The organism is Pontiella sulfatireligans (assembly GCF_900890705.1).
GTDB lineage: Bacteria > Verrucomicrobiota > Kiritimatiellia > Kiritimatiellales > Pontiellaceae > Pontiella > Pontiella sulfatireligans.
The window spans coordinates 161513-185608 of the sequence record NZ_CAAHFH010000003.1; the positions used below are offsets into that span (position 1 = coordinate 161513).

Sequence of the window (24096 nt, forward strand, 5' to 3'; positions counted from 1 at the left end):
TTAAATCGAGGGTTTTGTATCGATATTTAACCGGCATAGCCGATCAACCGCCGGCCCGCTTGACCGTATAGCCAAGCGCCTGCAGCTCGGTCACCATAAGATCGCGCTGGTCGCCTTGAATTTCGATGGTCTGGCCCTTAACCGTTCCGCCGGTGCCGCACTTTTGCTTGAGCTTCTTGGCGAGGTCCTTGAGGCCTTCCGGGTGGAGCGGTACGCCGGTAATGATTGTCATGCCCTTCCCCTTGCGCCCCTTGGTCTCGCGCCCAACGCGCACAATGCCGTCGCCTTTCGGCGCCGACGGTTTTTGCTTCTCGGGCTTAATCCGCCCTTGGTCGCTTGAAAAAACAATGTCGAGATCGTCAAAACCGCTCATAAACCAGCTCCTTGCGTATTGCGTTGCGTATTGCGAATGAAAAGCTACCCTAGCGCAGTTCTCGGTCAAGCAATACGTAATACGAAATACCCAACACGAACGGAATCTATGGAAAATATCAGCGTCATCATAACCTTCGCGGCCTATCTCGCCTTCATGCTGGCGATCGGCTCGCACTTCTACAAACGCAACGAATCGCTCTCCGACTACCTGATCGGCGGCCGCCAGCTCAACAAATGGGTGGCGGCCATGAGCGCCCAAGCGTCGGATATGAGCGGCTGGCTGCTGCTCGGCCTGCCCGGCTATGCCTATCTCCAAGGGATGGAAGCATTTTGGATCGCCTTGGGCTTGGCGGCCGGCACCTATCTGAACTGGAAGCTGGTGGCCCGGCGCCTGCGCCGCTACACCGAAATCGCCGGAGACGCCATCACCCTGCCCGACTATTTCGCCAACCGTTTCAACGACCACAACCGCCTGCTGCGCGTGGTCGCCGCGGTGTTTATTCTGGTCTTTTTTCTGATCTACACCGCCTCCGGCTTCGTAGCCGGCGCCAAGCTGTTCGAATCGGTGTTCGGCCTGCCCTATCATAGCGCGCTGTTCATCGGCGTGGCGGTCATCATTTCATATACCGCGCTCGGCGGCTTCATGGCCGTCAGCTGGACCGACTTCTTTCAAGGCATCATCATGTTTTTCGCCATCATCGCCGTCCCCTTCCTCGCCATCCACGCCACGGGTGGCTTTGCAGCCTCCTCGGAAGCCATGCGCAACATCGACGCCGGTTTTCTGGATGTATTCACCAACGGAAAAGGCGAACCGCTCACAGCGATTTCCATCCTCTCGCTGACGGCCTGGGGCATCGGCTACTTCGGCCAGCCGCACATCCTCACCCGTTTCATGGCCGTCCGCACCGCCAACGACATCAAGCCGGCGCGGCGCATCGCCATGGTCTGGGTGCTCGTCAGCCTCTGCTGCGCCGTGCTCGTCGGCATGGCCGGCCGGATCGTCCTGCCGGAGATGCTCTCCGAATCCGACTCGGAAAAAATATTCATGGTTCTCGTCAGCCAGCTCACCCATCCCATCATTGGCGGTATTCTGCTGGCGGCGGTGCTGGCGGCGATCATGAGCACAGCCGACTCGCAGCTGCTGGTAACCTCGTCGGCGCTGACCGAAGACCTCTACCGGGTAATCATCCGGCCCCAAGCCTCGGAAAAAGAGCTGGTTTGGGTGAGCCGGGGCACGGTCGTCGGCGTTGCCGCTGTGGCCTGCGGCATTGCCCTGAAGCCCGACAGCAACGTGCTGGATTTGGTATCCTATGCATGGGCTGGGTTTGGCGCAGCGTTCGGTCCGCTGGTGCTGCTGTCGCTCTACTGGAAGCGCATGACCCGCAACGGCGCCATTGCCGGTATTTTTGGAGGAGGCATCACCGTGCTGGGGTGGAAGCAGCTGGAAGGCGGGGTTTTCGATCTATACGAAATCCTGCCGGGCTTCTTGGTTTCCGTGGCAATGATCATCCTGTTCAGCCTGTTGGACAAAAAACCGAACGCTTTAGTGGAAGAGCAATTTGAGCAGGCCAACAAGGAATGTTAGACCATGGATGCACGGGCCTTTTTAGCCGCCTTGTGGCGGGCGACGCGCTGGCGTTCACGGGCCGGAATCACGAAGGTCGGCGTTGCACCCACCAAACCGACCAGCAGAAACAATCCCCCCGCCGTACCATACGGAAAAACGACCAGATTCAAGATGGCCAGTAAATAGCCCGAAGCCAATCCCCACGGTTTTTTTTTCAACAGACCAAAAGCGGCAACAACGGAAACCAGCGCCAGTACAGAAAAAGCAGACACCAAAAGGGTAAACTCCGTCGTTCCGGAAAATCCATAGATCAACTGGAATGCAAGCAAACCAAGATAAACCGAGGGGAATACAACGCAGCCTACCCGAAGAAAAACCATCCAAATTTCAGCAATATCCACCTGGTCTTTTGAGTGCGAGCGGGGGGTCCGCAACCTGCGCCCTTTCCAAACATCGACTGTTTCCGGTGCACAATAAATGCTCGTGCTTTCCAAGCCGTCACTCAAATCTTTGGGCTCATCGCGCCGATGGCGCACATCGCCATATCCCCGGCGCAACGCCAACCGACGCGAACGGGTCAGCTCAAAATATCCCAAAGCGCCAAGAACCAGAACAGAAACGCTTAATACAGTAAGGTTAGCCTTGCGGGCGCTGTTGTAACGCTCGAACAATTCTCCAGACTCATTCATAGACTTCAGCGAATTCGCTGAGAACCCTATCAGCAAAGCAAAGACAACGATCCCTATAATCCTTAATACCCTAAGCATGCCACATCCTCCAAAACCACTAACCAAACACGACCAAAGATAGCCATGAATTAGGTTTTGTCAATATTGATGCTAGTACTTTCCGCTACGCATCAAAAAAAGGAAAACGTTATTTTTAGTGAATAGTTAGCGGTCTCACAAAACTTTGACTGGAGGAAGCTTCAGGCCATCAAACCCAGACAAAAATGCTCGCACTTTGTTCGACAGAGGCTCTACGCCGCCGGGTTTATCGCTTTCAATATTGATCGGCATCTGCGGATCGTGGAGCGATTTTCGAACCAGAATCCAGCCGCCGTCGCAAGTGACGTGCACGCCTTCGTGGTTGTTGGGCGTGAGCGACCAGCCAGCTTCGTTTTCAACAAACTCGGTAAACGAGGCGAGCACCACTTCGGCATAGGTCGAAAAATCTTTAACCAGAATCTGCGGGCGGAACTCGATGGCTTCGGCCGGCTCGGGAAGCTCGGCAATGAGCTCGTCGACCGTCCCCGCGCCCGCCGTCTTGAGCTGCGCAATCTTGATGAGGATCTTTGCAATCTGATAGGCGCCGTCGTCGAGGAAATAATTTTCCTTCAGCGCGCCGTGGCCGGAGGTTTCCAATGCCAGGTAAGACGGCGTGCCGGCTTCGTTCAAACGGATCGCTTCGTTGATCACGTTTTTATAGCCACGCTGATAGCGGTGGTGCACGCCGCAGAGCTTTTCTTCGGTCCACCATTTCAGGCCGGTCGAGGTGACCGAGTCGGTGACGATGGTGGAGCCGGGATGTTCGCCGAGCACGATCGCCGCCATCAGCGCAATAAAGCGGTTGCGGTTGATCGGCTTGCCGTTCTTGTCGACCGCGCCGGCGCGGTCGACGTCGGTGTCGAAAATAATGCCGAAGTCAGCGCTGTTTTCTGTTACCGCCACAATGATGGCATCCATCGCGTCTTTATCTTCCGGATTGGGAATGTGGTTCGGGAACGAGCCGTCGGGGTCGAGGAACTGGCTTCCAGTGGTGTCCGCGCCGAGCGGTTTGAGTACGTCGTCGACAAAGAAGCCGCCCGCACCGTTGCCGGCATCGACGACAATCTTTAGGCCGCTGAGTGGTTGCTCGCTTCCCGCTCCTTTACGAATGATCTGAACCAAATGCTTTGAATAATCTTCCATCAACGAAACTTCGGTGGTGTTCGACAGCTCCACTCCTTCAAACTCGCCGGTTTCGGTGGCGATGGTCAGGATTTCCTTAATGTTCTGCTTTTCGAGCCCGCCTTCGCGGATGAAAAACTTCATGCCGTTGCGGTTGAACGGCAGGTGGCTGGCGGTCAGCATGATCGAGCCGTCGTAGCCGTGGTTCTCAAACACGGTCGACATAAACATCGCCGGAGTCGAAGCCAGCCCGCAGTCGAACACGGCGCAGCCGCCCTTTTCCAAGCCTTGGAAGACCGCCGTTTTGATGGCGTCGGACGAGAGCCGCGAATCGTGGCCCACGGCCACTTTCAAGCCGGTCTTGCCGGTCTGCTTTTCCAGCCATTGGGAAAAGGCATAGCCAATGGTGCGGGCAATCTCGACGGTCAGCGTGACCGGTTCGCCCTCAACACCCTCGAGCGCAACGCCGCGCACATCGCTTCCATTCTGCAATTTGAAATATTGATCCACCGCTTGTCCTCCTATTTTTAAACACAAAGACACGAAGCGCACGAAGGAACGTTTTCTTCGAGTCCTTCGTGCCTTCGTGTTTAATATTTACGCGAGCAGCGCTTTTGCTTTTTCGTAGACGTTTTCGGCGGTGAAGCCGAATTTTTCGGCGAGCACGCCACCCGGAGCAGAGGCGCCGAAGGTGTCTTTGCAGACGGTTGCGCCGCAACGGCCGATGTATTTTTCCCACCCGAAGGAGCTGCCGGCTTCAACGACCATGCGCTTGGAGCAGCCGTCGGCCATCACTTCGCTCTGGTAGGCTTCGTCCTGTGCTTCGAACAGTTCGCGGCAAGGCATGTTGACCACTTTGACGTTGACGCCTTCGGCGGCAAGCTTTTCGGCCGCATCGAGGGTGATTTTGACTTCAGACCCTGTTGCAATCATGAGCAGGTCCGGCTGGCCTTCGCCGCTTTGGCACATGGTGTAGGCGCCCTTGGCGAACTGGCCGTCCATGTTGTATTTTTCGCGGTCGAGCACTTCGAGATTCTGGCGCGTCAGGCAGAGGACGGTCGGTCCGCTGGTGTTCTTGAGCGCGGCGGTCCAGGCACATCCGGTTTCTTTCGGATCGCTCGGACGAAGAACCGTTACGTTCGGCATCATGCGCAGACTGTTGATTGTTTCGATCGGCTGATGGGTCGGTCCATCTTCGCCCACCCAGAAGCTGTCGTGGGTGAGAACGTAGATGACCGGCAGGTTCATCAGCGCGGCAACGCGCAGGGTCGGACGAACGTAGTCGGCGAAGACCAGGAAGGTGGCGCCGTAGATACGGAAGCCGCCGTGCAGCTGCACGCCGTTCATGACGGCGCCCATTCCGATTTCGCGCACGCCGTAGTGGAAGTTGCGGCCTTCGAAGGCGTCTTTTCCAATATCGGAGTAGTCGTTCAGGTGGGTCATGTTCGAGCCGGCGAGGTCGGCCGATCCCCCAACGAGGAAGGGAAGCTCTTTGGCGAGGGACTGCAGCACTTTGCCGGAGGCGACACGCGTCGCGAGCGGGGCGTCGAAAACCGGCAGTTTATCACCAAGGTCGGCGGGAATCTCCTGCGTCATGTGGAGGTTCCACTGTGTGGCGAGGTCGGCGTTTTCGGTCTGCCACTCAGCGAAGAGCGCGTCCCAGTCGGCTTCAGCCTGCTGCAGCTCGCCGAGGCGGGCGGCAAAGGCATCGCGCACTTCCTGCGGGACGAAGAATTTTTCTTCGGAGATGCCGAGCGCTTTTTTGGTGAGCAGCACTTCTTCTTCGCCAAGGGGAGCCCCGTGGCAGCCGTGGGTGCCTTCTTTGTTCGGCGAGCCAAAGCCAATCTTGGTTTTGCAGACGATGAAAGAAGGTTTTCCAGTTTCAGCCTGGGCGGCTTCAATGGCGCTCTGGATTTCGGCGTAGTCGTGTCCGTCGACGGTTTGGACGTGCCATCCGTAGGCTTCCATGCGCTTGACGACATCGTCGGTGTAGGTGATGCGCACATCGCCTTCGATGGAGATAAAGTTTTCATCGTAGAAAACGACCATCTTGCCGAGGCCATGGTTGCCGGCCAGCGAGAAGACCTCGTTGGAGATGCCTTCTTCGAGTTCGCCTTCGGAGCAGAAGACGTAGGTGTAGTGGTCTACAATCTTTTTGGCTTCGGTATTGAAGCGGGCGGCGAGCATTTCTTCGGCGATGGCCATTCCGACGCCGTTTCCGCAGCCTTGTCCCAACGGGCCGGTGGTGGCTTCGACCCCCACGGTGTGGCCGTATTCCGGGTGGCCGGCGGTCTTGCTGTCCCACTGGCGGAAGTTCTGCAGCTCGCTCATCGGCAGGTCGTAGCCGGAGAGGTTGAGCAGGCTGTAGATCAGCATCGAGCCATGGCCGCAAGAAAGGATGAAGCGGTCGCGGTCGGCCCAATCGGGGTTGCTCGGATTGTGTTTGAGATACTGCGTCCAAAGTACGGCGGCAACATCAGCCATGCCCATCGGCATGCCCGGGTGGCCGGAGTTGGCGGCCTGTACGCCGTCCATCGAGAGTCCGCGAATCGTGTTTGCTACAAGTTTAAGATCCATTGTTCGTATTCCTCTAGGTTTTATTCCCTGCGTTTAAAAGAGCGTGGAGATTTCCAGATTCAAGCACGCCTAACCATAAAATTATTCCCAAAAACCAGCACGATATGCTCAATTCCGCTATCCGCGGCAGGCATCGCGCCATTTTGTTAATGCGGTTTGCCATGCATCGGAATCCTGCGGCTCGAATTCGCGCGTTTCCTCGGCAAATGAATTGCGGATGATTTCGCGGCCCTCTTCCAAGGATTGGATGTCGCCCATGGCGAGCATCTGCATAATCAGGTTGCCGGTGGCCGTGGCTTCGGTAGGCCCGGTAACGACCTTGCGTCCGGTGGCATTGGCGGCCAGCTGGTCGAGCAGCGTATCCTTGCATCCGCCGCCGACAATGCGGAGCGTGTCGAGCGTTCGGCCGGCAAGCTGCTCCAACGATTCGTAGACACTGGCATACAGCAGCGCAAGGCCTTCGTAGGCCGCGCGGATGATCTGCGCGTGCGTTTGCGGGCGCGCCTGCCCCGTGCGTTCGCAATAGTCCTGAATGCGCCCGGCCATATCGCCGGGAGCGAGGAATACTTCATCGCTCGGATCAATGAAGAATTCAAAGGGTTCGGTTTCGAGCGCCATGTGCTCCATGGCCGCCCAAGAATAGTCGAAGTCCTGTTCATTCCAACCGCGGCGCAGTTCCTGAATCATCCAGAGTCCGGAAAGGTTTTTCAGGAAGCGGACCGTATCACACACGCCGACTTCGTTGGTAAAGTTCGCGGCCAGCGAAGCATCGTTGATGACCGGTTCGGTCAGTTCGGTTCCTAGCAGCGACCAGGTGCCGGAACTGAGGAACGCGCAATGTTCGCCCTTTTTCACAGGAACCGCCGCGAAGGCGCTGGCCGTATCGTGTCCGCCCACAGCCACAACGGGCAGTCCGTCGGCATCGCCGATCACGGTTCCTGGATCGACCAGGTCTGCAAAAAGATCGGTGCGGATGTTCAGCTTTTCGAGCAGGTCATAGGCCCAGTCTTTGGTGGCCGGATTATAGAACTGCGAGGTGCTTGCAATCGACCGTTCCGCCACCATGTTTCCGGTCAGCCAATAGCTCAGCAAATCCGGGGAAAAGAGCAGCTTGGTCGCGCTGCGGTACTGAAACGAATCCTCCAACGAAAGCGCCATCAGCTGATAGAGCGTGTTGAGTTCCATAAACTGGATGCCGGTTTGAGCGAACACCTCTTCTCTCGGAACACGTTCAAAAACCTTTTCAAACATGCCGGCGGTGCGGCTGTCGCGATAGTTGACCGGGTTGCGCAGCAGGTTGCCATCGGCATCAAAGAGGCCGAAGTCCACGCCCCAGGTGTCGATGCCCATCGAAACGAGTCCATCGCCAAATTCCTTTTTCGCGAGGGCGATGCCTTCCTTGATATTGCGGAAGAGGTGGACAAAATCCCACAGGAGCGTGCCCCTAACTTCGGTCGGCCCGTTCCAAAACCGGTTCATCTCCTTGAGCGTCAACTTGCCGTCTTCAAGGGTTCCAACGATGGTGCGTCCGCTCGACGCACCCAGATCCACTGCCAGATAATGCTTCTTCATTTTATTCCCCCGATCTGATCAATCCTATTTTCAACCATCAAAACATCTACCGCTTCCATGGACTGAACCACCGCATCGGCTTCGGCCAGTTTTGCTTCGGCAGTAGAATTCGTGACTGCGACACAGCGGCATCCCGCCGCTTTCGCCGCAGCAACGCCGTCCGGGGCATCCTCGACCACCAAACAACGTGCCGGATCTAAACCGAGTCGGGCAGCCGCAGTCAAAAACAGCTCCGGATCCGGTTTCTTGTTTTTCACATCGCTGCCGGTTACATAGACCAATTGGCCGTATGGAACTCCGGCAGACTTCAGTACCGCTTCGGATTTTTCCCGAGTACTGCTTGTTGCAATGGCCACGCAGAAGTTCTCCCGCGCCATGGCCGATTTCATCAATGCAAGAACCCCTGGAAAAGCCGGCAGCGGCTCGGCCTCAAGCATCGACAGAAAGTTGTCCTGCCGCGCCGCGGTCGCCGCCTCTACCTGCTCATCCGACAATTCAATACCATGCACTCGCGCGGCCGCACGAACATATTCAGCCGCTCCGCGCCCCAGTCCGGCCTCAAAATCAGCGCGGACGACGCCCTGCACACCGAACAGATCCGCGAAGACCTTGATTGAGGCCTCCGCATTGACCCGCTCCGTGTCGGCAATAACGCCGTCCACATCAAATATCAGACCGTACGATTTCATCTAAATATCGACTTCCCGAAACACCCAACTCCGAATGAAGCTCGAATGCCCAAAGTCCGAAAACACTTCGTCCTTTGTTCATTCTGATTTCTTTAGATATTTGGGTGCTTCGTCATTGAGTTTTTCCTTAGATGGCCGGTGCGTTTTCGAGCAGGAAGCGTTCGGCTTCCGGACTCCATAGGCCGTTGCTTGCTTCCACGATTTTTGTCAGACCTTCATAGAGCTCGCCTTCCATGCCCTTCAGGTCGTCGAGCGCCACCAGCGGCATGCTGACGTTGTTGTAGACGAGCTTCTTGCCACCCGGAATATTCGGCAGGTTGAGCGTGGTTTCAATCACCGCATCCAAACCGCCAACGTGCGTAACCATGGTGGAAGGATTCAACTTGCCGGCTTCCATCATCTTGAGCGACTCGATCATGTCGTCGGTATTGCCGCCGCTGGTGCCGACCACGTGAGTGGCGGCATAGTGGACATTGTAGAAGTTGAAGGTTGCCGAAAACTCAGGATCGGTCGGTCCCGCGAAAAAGTTTAGGCAGCCGTCGAAGGCCATCAGCTTGTCGGCCTGTTCAATGACCGGACGAACCGGTGCATAAACAAACACATCGTTGAAGCCTTCGCCTTTCGGCGTCAGCGACTTCAAGTAGTCAATGCCTTTGCCTTCTTCGGCGGTGTTGACATAGACGAGCTCAACGCCGTTCGCCTTGGCTTCTTCGACCGTGTAGATCGAAGCGGCGCGTTCCAGGCGGGCATTATCGATGTCGGTCACGACCAGCAGACCGGGCTTGCGGTCGCAGTGCATGGCATAGTCGATCGCGCCGAGGCCCATCGGACCCACGCCGGCGAGCAGCGCCATCGCGCCGCCTTCAACAATGCCCATACTGTGGACATAGCTGCCGGGCGTCGTGTGGTAGTTGGCGTGGAAACCGCCCACGATGCACGACATCGGTTCGGCCAGCGATCCGTGGTAATACGCCTCGCCGCTGAACGGCAGCAGGCAGTCCTGCTCCATTACTTCCGCGGGGATGATCACGTATTGCGAATCGCCGCCGATGTGGCGGTAGGAATAGCCCGGCGCGGAAAGGATTCCGACGGGGCCGTCCTCGTAGTTGATCGCGGGCTGAATCGAAAACTTGTCGCCCGCATTAAAAAGATCCGCCCACCTGCCGCCGACCTCCACGATTTCGCCGCAGAACTCATGACCGATAATAATTGGATCATTTGCAACGTCATTGGGGATGCGCTTGTGCTTGATGCCCTGCGTCGCCGCTTTGTAGGACGACATGCAGATGGAATCGGATACAATCTTGGCCAGGATTTCATTTTCTCCAATGGCTGGAAGTTCAAACTCCTCCAACCGCAAATCCTTCTCGCCGTAAAGTCTAACTGCTTTGGTTTTCATAGGTTTCACCTGTTTTAAGGTTTAGGTATTTATGTATTAAGCCACTTCGATATTCGACATTCCTTGTTCGATATTCGTGATTCCCTAATTCAACATGACCTGGCCACCGGTTACCGGGATGGCCTGGCCGGTTTCATACGTTTGCTCAACCGAGTAGAGAATCGCCTTGGTGACGTCCTCGCCATTGCATCCGCGGTTCATGGGCGTCTGCGCCTCGTAGAAGCGGCGAATGTCCGCGACCGTTTTTGCGCCGGGAACCTTGCCCGCATTCAGATACTGAACAAACAGCCCGCGCTCCGGATCGCTCCAGAGCGGCCCGTCGTAAAAGTTGCCTGGGCAGATGGCATTAACCTTGGTGTTGTCAACGACCAGCTCCTTGGCATAGCTCTGCACCAATCCGACGGAACCAAACTTGGAACCGGCATACGCGCCGTTCTTGCTTGAACCTTCCAGCGCGGATTTGGATGTGATGCTGATAATGTCCGTGAAGTAGTTTCCCTGCGGCTTGTTCATCAATTCCATCACCGGCGCAACATGCTTGGTGCAGAGGAAGAAGCCGACATAGTTGACGTCGGTCACAAACTCAAAATCCTTGAGCGTCATGTCCTTCACGCTGCCGGCTTTCAGCACTCCGGCATTGCTCACGAAGACATCAATTCCTCCGACCAGTTGAACGATTTCATTCACCATGGCCTCAACCGAAATCTCATCCGTCACATTAACGGAAACGCCAAAGGCAACGGTCCGCCCTTCCTGCTCGTTGAGCTGTTGGGCCAGCGCTTTTGCGCCATCGACATTCATGTCGGCAATAAAGACGAGCGCTCCGTCCTTGATCAGCGCACGGACAATGCCTTCGCCAAAGCCCTGCGCGCCGCCGGTCACCACACAAACCTTGTTGTTGACCACGCCTGCTCGGCCAGCAACTTTTTCCGGGTTCGCAGTGCCTTTAGCGGCCGCGTCGTAATCTTCGCCCAGCAGAAATCCGCCAACGCCATCAACGTTGACCGAGCGCATGCCGGCTTTAAATTTGGAAGACAGGTCGTCGGCAGAACAGGTCAGTTCCGCCTCGGCCAGCATTTCTTTGGAGACCACAATGTCTCCCTTCTCTCCATCAAAAGAGAGGCCTCTGAGCAGAGGTGCAATTTCCAGTGTTTTCATAATAGTTCAATCGCCTTTTCGGGTTGTGAATGATCCATCCGTTTTCCAACGTCGGCATACTTCGCAATGCGCTCTTCCAAGGATTGGGAAGCCAGCGGGTTTTCAGGATTAAACAGCGCCAACTTCGGATCGGCCGCTGCCAGTTTTTCGTGTGCAATCAAAGCCCACGCCGCATCCGCCAAATGAGCAAACATGGGCTCCAGCAAAATCGGGCAGTTGAACGACTGGCGCGAGCTGTTAATGTCCACGCCGCTGATTTCCATCAGCCCGTTCGCTTTGCAAAGCTGCTGCAAACGCGCCATCTGTTCCTTGGTGTTGCGCGGCGGCATGTAGGTGATCGCCTTGAAGCCGATGGTCGCCAGTTCGGCAACCAACTCATCGAGAAAATCGTCCTCAAACTTTTCGGCCTTCTTGTCGCCCGTCGGCGATTCGCCGACATCACCCAAATAGGCGTAGGCCGGGATCGCGCCGATCTCGTTGGCAAACTTGACCGCATCGTACACCGAGACGCATTCGTCATATTCGGAGACGATGAAAAACTCGGGAACGAGCGATGCTTTGAACGCACCGAGCAGGTCGTAGGCATAATGCGGGTTGTCCACATCCAGCAAGAGGTCGCGCAGCGGCCCTGCCATTGGCACCTGCAAAGGCCCTTCAACAAAATCGACCAGAGGCCGCCCCTTTCCATGGGCCTCAATCAGCTTGAGCGACAGCGCATAAAGGATGTGCCGTTCCGTGATCGATCCGCCGTTGGCCGCTTCCGAAATCGCCAGCACATCGGCATCAAAGTCGAGCGTCGGTGCGCCGCGTTCGGCCAGCACGGCGTTCAGCTTGTCCACTTCCTTGCGGTCGCGGGCAATACGGGTTTCGTGCACCGGCTTAAGGAAATCCTCCAATGCCTGGAACTGCGTGGCCGGAATGCCGTGCAGTGCAATGTAGGTGATGTTCGGCTCGTCGGGGTTGTTGGTCTTGCGCCCTTCCATCGACGTGCCGTTCATATTCACGCGCATCTCAAAGCCGGCGGTCCCGGCAATGTTCACCGCCTTGCAGGCTTCGAGAAACTCGGCGCAGCCGGACACGGAATCGTGATCCATGATGCCCACCGTCCGCAGTCCGGCCTCCGCCGCTTTCACCGCAATCATCGTCGGCGAATACGGGCTGAACGAATAGATCGAGTGAACGTGGTTGTTCACCTCTTCGGTCTGCACCACGCCCTGCTTGCAGTCTTCGCCGAGGGCGCGAACGGCAGCGAGGCGTTCTTCAACCGACGCGGCATTTAGATTTTCATAGCTCATAGATTTTTCTCCCGTACGGGCGACATGCAGGTCGCCCTTACACGCCCAGACGCGCAATGCGCTGCATTTCGCCGTTGGTGTAGTTCTGCGTCACCACGTGGCCCGGCAGCGGAACGATGCGCTCGTGCACGGCATCGATGATCCAGCTGGCCTGCGGGAAGTAATCTGTTTCCATTTCAGCCGCAGGCGAGATCCAGTTTTTGGCACCGATAACCACCGGCGGTGCATCGAGGTAATCGAAGCAGAGGGTCGTCAGGTTGGCCGCAATGTTGTGCATTGCGGAACCGCGTTCGACGGAGTCGGAAGCCAGGACAACACGTCCGGTCTTCTTGATGGACTCGACCAGCTTGTCGTAGTTGAGCGGATTGACGAAACGCAGGTCGATCAGCTCGACTTCCATTCCATACTTTTCCTTCATCTCTTCCACCACTTTCATACCGCTGTAGAGCACCGGGCCGAGGGTGATCAACGTCAGATCTTTACCCTGTGTGCGCACAGCCGGTTCGCCTTCTTCGGTTTCGAAGTAGCCTTCCGGAACGCCGCCCTTTTCGAACAGCTCGCCCACACCGTAGGTCTTCTGCGATTCCAGGAAAATCACCGGATCCGTACCGGCCAGCGCCAGGTTCAGCATGCCCTTGGCATCATTGGTCGTTGCCGGATAGAAAACTTTCAGTCCAGGAATATGGTTAACCATCGCGGTCCAGTCCTGCGAATGCTGCGCACCGTATTTATTACCAACGGATACACGAAGAACCAGCGGCATTCTCAGGATTCCAGCCGACATGGACTGCCATTTTGAAATCTGGTTGAAGATTTCATCCCCGGCGCGCCCCATAAAGTCGCAGTACATCAGCTCAACACAAACGCGGCCGCCGCTGAGGGCATAGCCGCAGGCCGTACCGACAATCGCGCCTTCGGAGATCGGCGAGTTGAACAGGCGGTGATAGGGAAGCAATTCCGTCAGCCCGTTGTAGCAAGCAAACGCCCCGCCCCAGTCACGGTTTTCTTCACCGTAGGCAATCATGGTCGGGTCAACCGAGAACCGATGCGCCATGGCTTCGAAGATACCATCGCGGAAAGTGTAGAGCTGGTTGGCTTTGTAGGGCTGTCCGTTTTCATCGAATGCGTAACGCTGTTTGCGCTTCAGTTTCTTAACGCGGTCGTTGTCTTCGAGCTTCTGCAGCATTTCGGGTTCACGGTCGTCGAACTTTTCAACCTTGCCGTTGGAGTACATCACCTTCTCGATCAGGTTGATGTCGGAATACGGCGAAACCACCGGATCGATCGCCAGCTTCATCGCTTTGGAAACTTTACCCACGATCTTCGCTTTCATCGCTTCCGCATCGGCTTCGGTGATTGCACCGTTGCTGATGAGGTATTCACCGAACGCACGTACGCAATCGGCTTCTTCCCAAAGTTCCATTTCTTCTTTTGAACGGTAGGACGATGCATCAGACGGCGAGTGACCGGACATACGGTAGGTCACGATGTCCAGCAGAACCGGGCCTTTACCGTCGACAAGGATTTTCTTTTTACGCTCAGTCGCGTCAGCCACGGCCAACGGATTATACCCGTCAACCCGTTCCGCATGCATCTGATCCGGATTGACTCCGGCACCGATACGCGCAGCGAACTTGTAGCTCATGGTTTCACCCACCGTCTGGCCACCCATGCCATACTGGTTGTTCATGATGTTGATCAGGACCGGCGGATGTCCGAACTCTTTATCCCACAGCTCGACATACTGGTCCATCGCCGCCATCCAGATGCCTTCATACACCGGGCCGCAGCCCATAGAAGCATCACCGATATTGGCAATTACGATGCCCGGCTTGCGGTTGATCAGCTTGTTCATGGCCGATCCAACGGAGATATCGGCCGAGCCGCCAACCAACGCGTTGTTGGGCATGGAGCCGAACGGAATGAAGAAGGCATGCATGGAGCCGCCGAGGCCCTTGTTGATGCCGGTTTCGCGAGCAAAGATTTCCGCGAGAGTTCCATAGAGGATGAAATCTTCCGCAAGATCTTTCACATTTTCCTGCGAGCCGTCTTTGACAACGTTCAGCGTGGCACCGTCGAAAAAGTCTTCCATAATCGTGGAGAGCTTATCATCGTCCAACTTGCTGATGGCCGAAAGGCACTTAGCCATGATTTCACCGTGCGAGCGATGCGAGCCAAAGATGTAGTCGTCGGTATCGAGGTGCACGGATTGTCCTACCGCAGCGGCTTCCTGTCCGATGGACAAGTGAGCGGGGCCGGGGTGATTGTATTCCATGCCCTGATAGGTTCCCTGAACCTTGATCTGGTTCAGCATGGTTTCGAATTCACGGATTACGAGCATGTCGTAATACATTTTGACCAGACGGTCTTTTCCGTATTTTTTCTCTTCCTTCTTGTAGTCCGATTTATACTGGTTGACCGGAATCGGCTTGAATGTAACCTCACCGGACTTGAAGGTTTCCTTTGGGCATATCACTTGATCTTTAGGCATTGGTTTTCTCCTGAATTAATTGATTAAAACTGAAACATGGTTGAGCGGATCACTTCACCGACGGTCGGGTGCGGGAAGACGATTTCTTGAATGTCCTGCACACGAAGCTCGGCTTCGATCATCGCGGCGGCGCCCCAAATCATTTCGGAGCAGAGGCCGCCAAACATATGGACGCCCAGCAGGGCCTTCGTATCGGCATCCACCACTACCTTGACCGAACCGGCGCCTTTCTTGCCGTTCTCGGCGAGGAAGCGACCGCTCATGATCAGCGGCAGCGACGCGGTTTCGACGTTGTGACCGGCCTCCTTGGCCTGGTCTTCCGTCATGCCGCACCCGGCGATTTCGGGCATGGAATAAACCGCCCATGGAATTGCGTTCGTGCGGAACCGGTCCTTTTTTCCGAGAATGGTATTCAGCGCCACCTCGCCCATGCGAGTGGCAGAGTGCGCGAGCTGCGACTTGCCGGTCACATCGCCAATTGCGAATACGTTCGGCAGGTTGGTGCGCTGCTGGTCGTCGGTCTTGATGCCGCGGCGATCAAAGTCGAGTCCGGCTTCTTCAAGGCCCATTCCAGACAGGTTCGGCGCGCGGCCAACGGACATCAGTACGATATCGGCATTGATCGATTTTTCTTCGCCGGCCTTCGTCGTGTATTTTACGTCATGGCCATCGATTGCGGTAACGCGGCAACCAAGGTTGAAATCAACCTTGCCCTTGAGCGCCTTGCGGAAAGCGACCGCCTGGCCGTTGTCCATAAAGGGGATAATTTCGTCGAGCATTTCAATCACGTCGACTTTAACACCGAGACTGCTGAAGAAACTGGCGAACTCGACGCCAATTACGCCGCCGCCAATTACGACGAGCGACTTCGGCATGGTTTCCACACTCAGGATTTCCTTGCTGGTCATCACGTGCGGCTGGTCAGCACCGGGAATCGGCGGAACAAACGGCGAACCGCCAGTGGCGATGACGACGTTGTCGGCTTCGTAGACCGTGCCGGCCACTTCGACCTTGCGGGAGCCGAGCAGCTTGGCTTCGCCGAACAGGACTTCCACCTTGTTCTTTTTCATCATGCCGGCAATGCCACCGCGAAGCGTTTTGATGACGTCCTCTTTCCAGGCCATGGCCACGGACAAATCGAACTTCACTTCGCCCGTAGTCACGCCGAATTCCGGCGCTTCCTTGGCATGCACATAATGCTTGGCCGAGTTGAGCAGGGTTTTAGTCGGAATGCAGCCCCAGTTCAGGCAGACGCCGCCAAGATATTTTTTCTCGATCAGCAGAACCTTCTGGCCCTTATGCGCGGCGCGCTCGGCCATCTCGTATCCGCCCGGTCCAGCTCCAATTATGATTACATCATAATCGGCGCCAGTGAGACTTGAAACTTGAGACTTGAAACTTGAAACAGGCGCTTCTTGTTTTTCTTCAGGTTTCACATTTCCAGTTTCAGGTTCCACATCGGCAATCGCGTCCGCAGGACGAAGTGCGCTGATATCTTCGCCCGGAGCGCCGATGGCCGCAATGACCTTCAGCACTTCCACGTCGGCCTCGGCCGGATAAAAAATACCCAGCATGGTGCCGTCGGCGGTTGCCTCCACTTCGAAGGTTGCTTTGTCGGTCTCGACTTCGCAAAGGGCCTGCCCCTGTTTAACAGCGTCGCCTTCTGCGACCTTCCACTCGATAATGATGCAGGACTCTACAGACTGTCCCTGCCTCGGCATTAATACTTCAGTAGCCATAAATCTTCTCCTTATCCTGCGAGGGTGAGTTCGAATGCGGCCAGCTTGATACGCATACTGGCAAGGAAGCGGGCGGCGGGCGCACCGTCTGCTGCGGCGTGGTCAAACGTCAGCGAGAGGCCCATGTGCGGGACGAACTCGACGTCGGAACCTTTCATAACCGGCTTCGGTTGAATGGAGCAGACGCCCAGGATTCCAACCTCTGGAGCATTCAACACCGGCGTGAAGCTTTCGATGCCCATCGCGCCGAGGTTGGTGACCGTGAAGGTACCGCCGCTCAGTGCGTCAGGATCAATCGTGCCTTCGATGCAGGCCATGGCCAAACGCTTGGTTTCAGCGGAAAGCTGCTTGAGTGTCATCAGGTTGGCGTAGCGAATCACCGGAACCATCAGGCCGCGCGGCGTATCGACCGCAAAACCGAGGTGAACGTTGTCGAACTCGACGATCTTGTCGCCCAGCATGTGGGCATTGAGTTCGGGGAACTCGCCAAGGGTCTTGATGGTGGCGTAGAGCACCACATCGTTGATGCTGATGCCGCCCACGCCGGCTTCTTCCGGAGCGGCTTTGCATTTGGAGCGGTAGCCCAGCACGGAACGTGCATCAGCTGAAGTGTTGAGCGTAAGCTGTGCGGTGTTCTGCAGCGAAGCCAACATGCGGCCAGCCACCACTTTACGAACGCCCTTAACCGGGATCTCCTTAGTGGCGCCTGGGAAGTCCATCGTAGGGGCGACATGCATGTCGCCCGTACTGCCCAGATCGGCAGCAACAACGCGGCCGCCCAGTCCGGTTCCAGTGGCTGGAATGTCCAGTCCTTCAGCAGCCGCTTTGGCCTGCGCGGCCGGAGTAACGGCCTGGGCTGCGGCAACGTCGCGTTCAATCACGCGGCCGTTCGGGCCTGTGCCGGCAAGTGTGGTTGCATCAACGCCCTTCTTTTCTGCCAGGTTTTTAGCGCGGGGAGAAACGCCTCCACTGAAATTTGAAACCTGAGACGTGAAACTTGAAGCAGGGGCTTCCTGAACAACCGGCTCTTCTTCAGGTTTCACATTTCCAGTTTCAGGTTTCTCTTCAGCGCTTTCGTCTGAAGGACGCAAAGCGCTGATATCTTCTCCGGGCTCGCCGATGGCGGCGATGACCTTGAGGACCTCGACGTCGGCTTCGGCAGGATAAAAGATGCCGAGCATGGTGCCGGCAGCGGTCGCTTCAACCTCAAACGTGGCCTTATCGGTCTCGACCTCGCAAAGGGTCTGCCCCTCGGTAACGACGTCGCCTTCGTTAACTTTCCATTCGATAATGATGCAGGACTCAACAGATTGTCCCTGTCTCGGCATTAGCACTTCTGTAGCCATGGTAATTCTCCTTGGAACGTTATGATTTGACGATGCGCACGTTGGCGCCGGTCAATTCGGTTTCAAACTCTTTGGTTAATTGGTTGTCTGTCACGAGCGCATCAACCCCATCAAACGGAAGAATGCGCGCAAAGCCGGGCTTTCCGAACTTTTTGGAATCGGAAATGGCGATGACTTGATCGGCCTGTTCGGCCATCTTGCGGACTAGGTCGGCGCTTTCGACCGAGTTTGCCGTGAAGCCCTGCTTGATGGATGCGCCATCAATGCCGATGAACGCCGTGGAAACATGAAATTGGTCAATCGCCGTCAATGCCATTGGCCCAACAACGCCTTCTTCCGAAGGGCGGAATTCGCCACCGATGAGGGTAACGCGCAGTTGCGGATTAGCGCGGGCATAGGTCAGCAACAAGGTGTTGTTCGTAACAATGTGGACATCGCGCTTACCCAGCAGATATTTTGCAATCAGCGCAGTCGTGGTTCCGGCGGTGATGATGACCGTGTCGCCATCCTTAATCATCGACGCCGCCACCTTGGCAACGGCTCCCTTGATTTCTTTATTCGCCTGCGAACGCTCCATGATCTTGGGATGCCGAGCCGGAACCGCTCCACCATGAGTGCGAACCAGCAATCCTTCTTCTTCCAAAGCGACCAGATCGGCGCGGGCCGTAACGACAGTAACCTTCAAGCGCTTAGCCAGTTCAGACACACTAACGGAGCTCTCCTCCATCAGCAGTTCCAATATGATCGCTTTACGCTCTGAAAAGTTGTTACTCATAACTCACTCGCTTCCTTTTTTCTATCTGATGCCTTTCTTTTTACCTTCTTTTTGCCTTGCTTCAAGCTGTTTTTTACTTTTATTTACACCAGCTCCAACTATTGGAAAGGATTATAACATGAAAAAGAAAGGCCTTATAACCGGTGCCAGCCGAGGAATCGGCAACGCTATTGCCCTAAAGTTGGCAGAAAATGGCTATGATCTGATTCTAACGGGCCGGGACGTTCCAATGCTTGGAAGCGTCAAGGACGCGTGTGAAAAGCGGGGCGCGGAGGTCGGAGTCCATACCGCCGACCTTTCCGACGAAAAGGAAATCACCGATCTATTCAAAAAATCGGGGGCAATTGACCTGTTGGTAAACAATGCCGGTTTCGGGATTTTTGATGCCATTGAAGACATAAAACTCGACGATTGGCAGGCGATTCAGAAAATCAATGTGGAAGGTGCGCTCCTTTGCATGCGCGAAGCCATGAGATCCATGAAGAAATCCGGCGGAGGCCGGATCATTAATATTTCATCGGTCGTCGGCGTGAAGGGCTACCCCAATCAGGTGGCCTACGGTGCAAGCAAACATGCCCTGCTCGGCTTAACCAAAACCGCCATTGAAGAGGGCCGGGACCACAATATACGCGTTCATGCGATCTGCCCCGGCGGAGTGGCCACGGAAATGGTAAAACAGGCGCGGCCGGATCTGACTGACTTTTCCGCCATGATTCAACCGGAAGATGTGGCCGATGCGGTCGCCTACCTCTGCTCTCTCCCGCACACTATTACGATTGACTGTATACACCTACGCCGCGCGGCCAGCCCACAAACCTGGTAATCGCGCTAATTACAAAATTAAACAAGGAGACCTGTTATGATCTACATGGCTGACACTGCGAACATTGAAGAATTAAAGAAACTCTATTATTATTTTCCACTGGCCGGAGCAACGACCAACCCCAGCATTCTGGCCGTTGAGAAAAAGCCGATTTCAGAGATTATCCCTGCCATTGCTGAAGTGGTCGGAAACGGAATGATGCACATTCAGGTTTCCAGTCTTACTGCTGACGACATGCTTAAGGAGTCGCTGAAATACAGGGAACACTTCGGACTAGGGGACAACTACTATTCCAAAATCCCAGTGACCCTGGAGGGTCTAAAAGCCATCCGAATGGTAAAGGATGCCGGAATTAATGTAACCGCCACGGCCATTTTCACCCACCAGCAGGCACTGGTTGCGGCACGGGCCGGTGCGGATTATGTGGCTCCTTATGTCAGTCGGCTGGATAATATTTCCTCCCACGGCATTGAAGTGGTTGAACATATTACCAAAACGCTGAATCATTTTCAGCTCAACTGCAAGGTGCTGGCGGCCAGCTTTAAAACGGTCGACCAAGTTCACCGCATTGTCAAACGCGGTTGCCATTCGGCCACCATTAATTATGCGCTGCTGGAGGCCCTTCGCAGCCATCCGATGACCGACATGGCCGTCGATACATTCACCATAGACAGCAAGGGCATTTACGATATCGAATTTTAAGAGCTGATAAGCCTGAATCAGGATGCATGCTTCAGGCGGAATCCAACCAGACAGACATCGTCTTCCAGCGCAGCGCCTGCAGCAAAACTGCAGGCGTCTTCATATAACGCGTCAAACAATCCAGACATTGGAAGGTTTATCTTTCCCCGAGCGGAGGCCACAAGCCGATTTTCACCGTACTCCTCCTCATTTCGGTTCACAACTTCGGTAATTCCGTCAGTATACATAAAAACGCCATCTTCGGGCCGGAGACGACATTCAATGGTTTTGTAACGAGCCTCTTCCGTGACCGCAAGCGCAGGACCGGAAAAGCATGAATCCTCAACTAAACCGGATACGCTATGGACCGATGCATTCAACAGGATCGGCAGCGGATGTCCGGCAGCGGCAACTTTCAGCACTCCCGTTGATACATCCAGCACCATATAGCAGGCGGTGGCGAAAAGAAACAGATCGTCCTGCCGAAAGAGCGGCATCAGCGTTTGATTCATGTGTTCTAGAAACTGGCCGGGATCTTTTTTCTGATGCGAAATTTCTTCGACCATTGCACGCACGATGCTTGTTCCCAGTGCAGCACGAACTCCATGCCCCATTACATCGCACAGAAAAATTCCGGCCTCCGTATCGGACAGCTTGCGGATCGAGCAAAGATCGCCGCCGATAAGTCCTCCGGCATGATGGAGGTGGCAAAACTGAACCAGGTCCCCTTTGCCGTCTGATGCAGACGGAAAGGATGGGTAGGACGCCGGGAAAAAGGTTTTCTGCAGCTGCGAGGCCATAAGCAGGTCATCCTCCAGCTCCTCCCGAAACCGCCGGTTTTCCTCGGCATATTTCGCCGCCCGGATTTCGGCGTTCTTATGCTCGGTGATGTCGCGCGAGATTCCAAAAATGCCAATGATATCGCCCACTTCATTGCGCAACGGCATTTTCGTGGTCGACACCCATGCCTGAGATCCATTCTTCCACGTTTCGCTTTCCTCCACCCCGAAAAGCGGCTCTCCCGTCTGCATGATATGCAGCTCTTCATCACGCATGCGCCGAGCATCTTCTTCAGAGTAGGAATCGAAATCGGATTTACCGACCATCTCTTCGGGCGTAAAAGCGCCCTGCCATTCGGCCGCCGCCTTGTTGACCATGATGAATTTCGAGCCCCGATCCTTGAAGTAGATCATGTCGGACATATTATCCATCATGCATTTCAACAGATACGCAGTTTTCTGATGATCCTCGAACATGTTTCCCTCGTTTCCCGAGGAAGGTACAATCATTTCCCGTTTTCAGCAACCGCAACCTGCCCGGAAGAGGTTGCTGGTTTAACAGAATCTACCTGTTGCGAAATCCCCACCAGCATGACCCCAAAAACGGCGCAGCCATACCCTACGGTTTCCAGCAAGGGAATGGTTTTCAACGAAACCACCGTAAGACGGCCACTCTCCTCGTCCACCCCCATGATCGCCGCCCCGATCATGACGAAAGCGATAATGAATGAAACGGCCAGCCCCAGCGATGCTCCTTTGATGTCCGCCCGCAACACAAGGAACTGGGTCGCCAAAATCGTGATGGCAATACCCAGCATCCAAACAACCATCGGCTGACTGTTGGCAACAGCATGCTTGCATTTCTTGATGCAGGCAATCGTGCCGACGTTGCAAACGGCCGCGATGAGCGTGAGCAGGATATTATTATTCATCAAGACCTCGGGTTCCTCTATTTTTCGGCATGGTGAACCTTAAAGGTGCGCCAGCCGTAGAGCATAATGACAATGAAACAAATTAATGGAAGGGCAAAGGATGCTCTCACGCTGGCTAATTCCATGAAGCCCAGATCGAAGGCCGGCAAATCGATAATTCGACCCTGCAGGGGGGTCATAATGCACCCTCCTCCAATCGCCAGAATGAGCCCGGCCGAACCCAGCTTGGCGTCATCGCCCAGACCTTCCAGCGCAATGCCGTAAATCGTCGGGAACATCAGAGACATACAGGCAGACACGCCGATCAAGCAATAGAGTCCGGCATAGCCTTCAACAAAAATGGCTCCGGTGGTCAGGAGAATGGCTCCCGATGCCAACAACGACAACAAAGCGCCCGAGCTGATGTAATGCATCAGGAAGGTACATACAAATCGGCTGGAAACGAAAATAATCATCGCCAGAATATTACAGTTCTGCGCGGTGGATTTTGATAGCCCGAGTTGTGATTCGCCGTACTGAACAATAAATGTCCAGCACATGATCTGCGCGCCCACATAGAAGGTTTGCGCAACAACCCCTTCGAGATAGGCCTTGTTATGGAACAACCGGCGCAAGGTGCCGCCAAGATCCAAGCCTCCGCCATCGCCTGCATGTTCGCCCTTGGTGGTTTTCGGCAGCTTCCACGCAAACAGCCCCAGCACCAGGATAAGGAATCCGCCCATGAGAGCGTAGGGCATCGAAACAATGTTCAAGTCCGACTTTTGAATCTTGGCGAGGTTGCCAACCGCAGCCTGCTGGTGCGCTTGCAGGCTCGCGGAAGGAATCGCTTCGAGTGCCGTCTTCGCCGCTTCAAGCTCGGTTTTTACGCCCGCTAGCAAGCCAGGGATCGCCGCCATTGCAGCAGCGTTTTCCGAATTCATTGCGACGTTGATTTCCGCTGCCGGAGCAGTCGCTTGAGCCAATGATTTTTCAGCGGCGTTCCATTTTGCATCATTCGCTTTGGCCAGCAATGGCGCTTCTTCGTTCAGCGCGAGTGTGAGTTCAAGACCGCGGCCGTCAACAAACAGGGCATTGCGTTGTGCTTCGGCTTCGGTGGGCGCCGGCTGCTCGCGCACCTGCATGACCACCGCAACGGCCTCAATGGCCGCCTTGAATTTGTTTCCTTTGGGTTGGGCGGCAACAGCGGTTTGGATGGCATCGGCTTCGGAAGCATTCTTATTGTCCAGCAGGAAGGTTCCGCTCTGAACGGCCCCGGCAAGGGCGCTGGCCTTTTTAAGCAGCTTCTTGCTGTCCTGCCATCCCGGCTCGCTGGTCACTGCGGTCAAATCCGCAACAGCCGAGAGCTGGGCGTTTACTTCCTGCAGGTGGACCGGGGTTCCATTGTCCGCCAATTCCTTCATCTGGCGCCGGCCGGATTCGGACGTGCCGTCCAGCGCTGCCAGAATGAACATGCTCGCAACAAACATCCCCGTAATCGACCCCATTGGGTTGAAGGCCTGCGAGAGGTTTAGGCGGCGGGTTGCCGTGCGCTCGTCGCCCATGGAGAGAATGTATGGATTGGCCGTCGTTTCAAGGAACGACAGCCCGCTCGTCATAACCAGATAAGACAACAAAAAGAGCGGATAAGACATGGCCATACCGCTTGGAATGAACATTAGGCACGCCAGCGAATAGAGCGCCAAACCGATCAGCACGCCCTTTTTATACGAGTATTTTTTAATGAAGATTGCAGCAGGAATCGCCATCAGGGCATAGCCGCCATAGAACGCGGCCTGCACCAGCGAGCTTTCAAAGTTGCTGATGAGCAAGATGTTTTTAAACGCCGCCACCATCGGATTCGTGATGTCGTTGGCGAATCCCCACAACGGGAACAATATTGTTACGAGAACAAAGGTCAGCACCAACCCCTTGGGCACTACCGGAATGTTTTTTTCTGATTCTTTCATAGACTCCCCTATATAAAAACTTGCTGCCCCGGCAACATGGCCGGGACAACAAATCGTCTTGTT

General features: G+C 55.4%; 18 protein-coding genes and 1 pseudogene. 3 read left to right on the forward strand and 16 right to left on the reverse strand.

The features are described 5' to 3' along the window. Nucleotides 1-43: 43 nt before the first annotated feature. Nucleotides 44-373: a stress response translation initiation inhibitor YciH gene (gene yciH, locus SCARR_RS25145; RefSeq protein WP_136065033.1), complete on the reverse strand. Its 330-nt coding sequence runs from the start codon at nt 371-373 to the stop codon at nt 44-46. 108 nt (nt 374-481) lie between these two features. Here yciH and putP point away from each other — a divergent pair, with 108 nt between their 5' ends. Continuing rightward, nucleotides 482-1960, forward strand: coding sequence for a sodium/proline symporter PutP (gene putP / locus SCARR_RS25150; protein WP_136065035.1), 1479 nt, complete (start codon nt 482-484; stop codon nt 1958-1960). Here putP and SCARR_RS25155 read toward each other — a convergent pair. The 12 genes from SCARR_RS25155 to SCARR_RS25210 all read right to left on the reverse strand — a co-directional run bounded on the left by SCARR_RS25155 (nt 1957) and on the right by SCARR_RS25210 (nt 18872). After that, the gene (locus SCARR_RS25155; protein WP_136065037.1) at nt 1957-2631 is read right to left on the reverse strand and encodes a hypothetical protein; all 675 of its coding nucleotides are present in this window, start codon (nt 2629-2631) and stop codon (nt 1957-1959) included. The genes putP and SCARR_RS25155 overlap by 4 nt on opposite strands. Nucleotides 2632-2844: 213 nt before the next feature. Then, nucleotides 2845-4341, reverse strand: coding sequence for a phosphohexomutase domain-containing protein (locus SCARR_RS25160; RefSeq protein ID WP_136065039.1), 1497 nt, complete (start codon nt 4339-4341; stop codon nt 2845-2847). Nucleotides 4342-4428: 87 nt separating this feature from the next. Continuing rightward, nucleotides 4429-6408, reverse strand: coding sequence for a transketolase (gene tkt, locus SCARR_RS25165; protein WP_136065041.1), 1980 nt, complete (start codon nt 6406-6408; stop codon nt 4429-4431). 117 nt (nt 6409-6525) lie between these two features. Continuing rightward, nucleotides 6526-7980, reverse strand: coding sequence for a rhamnulokinase (locus SCARR_RS25170; RefSeq protein WP_136065043.1), 1455 nt, complete (start codon nt 7978-7980; stop codon nt 6526-6528). Further along, the gene (locus SCARR_RS25175) at nt 7977-8669 is read right to left on the reverse strand and encodes an HAD family hydrolase (protein WP_136065045.1); all 693 of its coding nucleotides are present in this window, start codon (nt 8667-8669) and stop codon (nt 7977-7979) included. The genes SCARR_RS25170 and SCARR_RS25175 overlap by 4 nt, the downstream gene beginning before the upstream one ends. A gap of 127 nt (nt 8670-8796) precedes the next feature. Next, nucleotides 8797-10068: a zinc-binding dehydrogenase gene (locus SCARR_RS25180; protein ID WP_136065047.1), complete on the reverse strand. Its 1272-nt coding sequence runs from the start codon at nt 10066-10068 to the stop codon at nt 8797-8799. Nucleotides 10069-10152: 84 nt separating this feature from the next. Continuing rightward, nucleotides 10153-11226 (reverse strand): SDR family NAD(P)-dependent oxidoreductase, encoded by a 1074-nt coding sequence (locus SCARR_RS25185; RefSeq protein WP_136065049.1) that lies wholly within the window; start codon nt 11224-11226, stop codon nt 10153-10155. Continuing rightward, nucleotides 11223-12521, reverse strand: coding sequence for a PHP domain-containing protein (locus SCARR_RS25190; protein WP_136065051.1), 1299 nt, complete (start codon nt 12519-12521; stop codon nt 11223-11225). The genes SCARR_RS25185 and SCARR_RS25190 overlap by 4 nt, the downstream gene beginning before the upstream one ends. A gap of 37 nt (nt 12522-12558) precedes the next feature. Further along, on the reverse strand, nt 12559-15012 hold the full coding sequence (locus SCARR_RS25195; protein ID WP_136065053.1) for an alpha-ketoacid dehydrogenase subunit alpha/beta: 2454 nt from the start codon (nt 15010-15012) through the stop codon (nt 12559-12561). 23 nt (nt 15013-15035) lie between these two features. After that, nucleotides 15036-16751 (reverse strand): dihydrolipoyl dehydrogenase, encoded by a 1716-nt coding sequence (gene lpdA / locus SCARR_RS25200; protein WP_222846457.1) that lies wholly within the window; start codon nt 16749-16751, stop codon nt 15036-15038. 11 nt (nt 16752-16762) lie between these two features. After that, nucleotides 16763-18097: a dihydrolipoamide acetyltransferase family protein gene (locus tag SCARR_RS25205; protein ID WP_136065055.1), complete on the reverse strand. Its 1335-nt coding sequence runs from the start codon at nt 18095-18097 to the stop codon at nt 16763-16765. A 19-nt stretch (nt 18098-18116) separates the two neighbouring features. Next, nucleotides 18117-18872, reverse strand: coding sequence for a DeoR/GlpR family DNA-binding transcription regulator (locus tag SCARR_RS25210; RefSeq protein WP_136065057.1), 756 nt, complete (start codon nt 18870-18872; stop codon nt 18117-18119). A 118-nt stretch (nt 18873-18990) separates the two neighbouring features. Here SCARR_RS25210 and SCARR_RS25215 point away from each other — a divergent pair, with 118 nt between their 5' ends. Then, nucleotides 18991-19695, forward strand: coding sequence for an SDR family oxidoreductase (locus tag SCARR_RS25215; RefSeq protein WP_168433610.1), 705 nt, complete (start codon nt 18991-18993; stop codon nt 19693-19695). A 36-nt stretch (nt 19696-19731) separates the two neighbouring features. After that, nucleotides 19732-20397 (forward strand): transaldolase family protein, encoded by a 666-nt coding sequence (locus SCARR_RS25220; RefSeq protein WP_136065060.1) that lies wholly within the window; start codon nt 19732-19734, stop codon nt 20395-20397. 17 nt (nt 20398-20414) lie between these two features. On the opposite strand, the gene SCARR_RS25225 is transcribed toward SCARR_RS25220, so the two are convergent. The 3 genes and pseudogenes from SCARR_RS25225 to SCARR_RS29410 form a co-directional block, all read right to left on the reverse strand. After that, nucleotides 20415-21590, reverse strand: a complete 1176-nt coding sequence (locus SCARR_RS25225; RefSeq protein WP_168433611.1) for a SpoIIE family protein phosphatase — start codon at nt 21588-21590, stop codon at nt 20415-20417. 71 nt (nt 21591-21661) lie between these two features. Then, entirely contained in the window at nt 21662-22087 is a 426-nt protein-coding gene (locus SCARR_RS25230) for a hypothetical protein (protein ID WP_136065064.1), read from the reverse strand. 1430 nt (nt 22088-23517) lie between these two features. Then, nucleotides 23518-24033: pseudogene (locus SCARR_RS29410) on the reverse strand (MFS transporter); the annotation flags it as partial. Nucleotides 24034-24096: the final 63 nt, after the last annotated feature.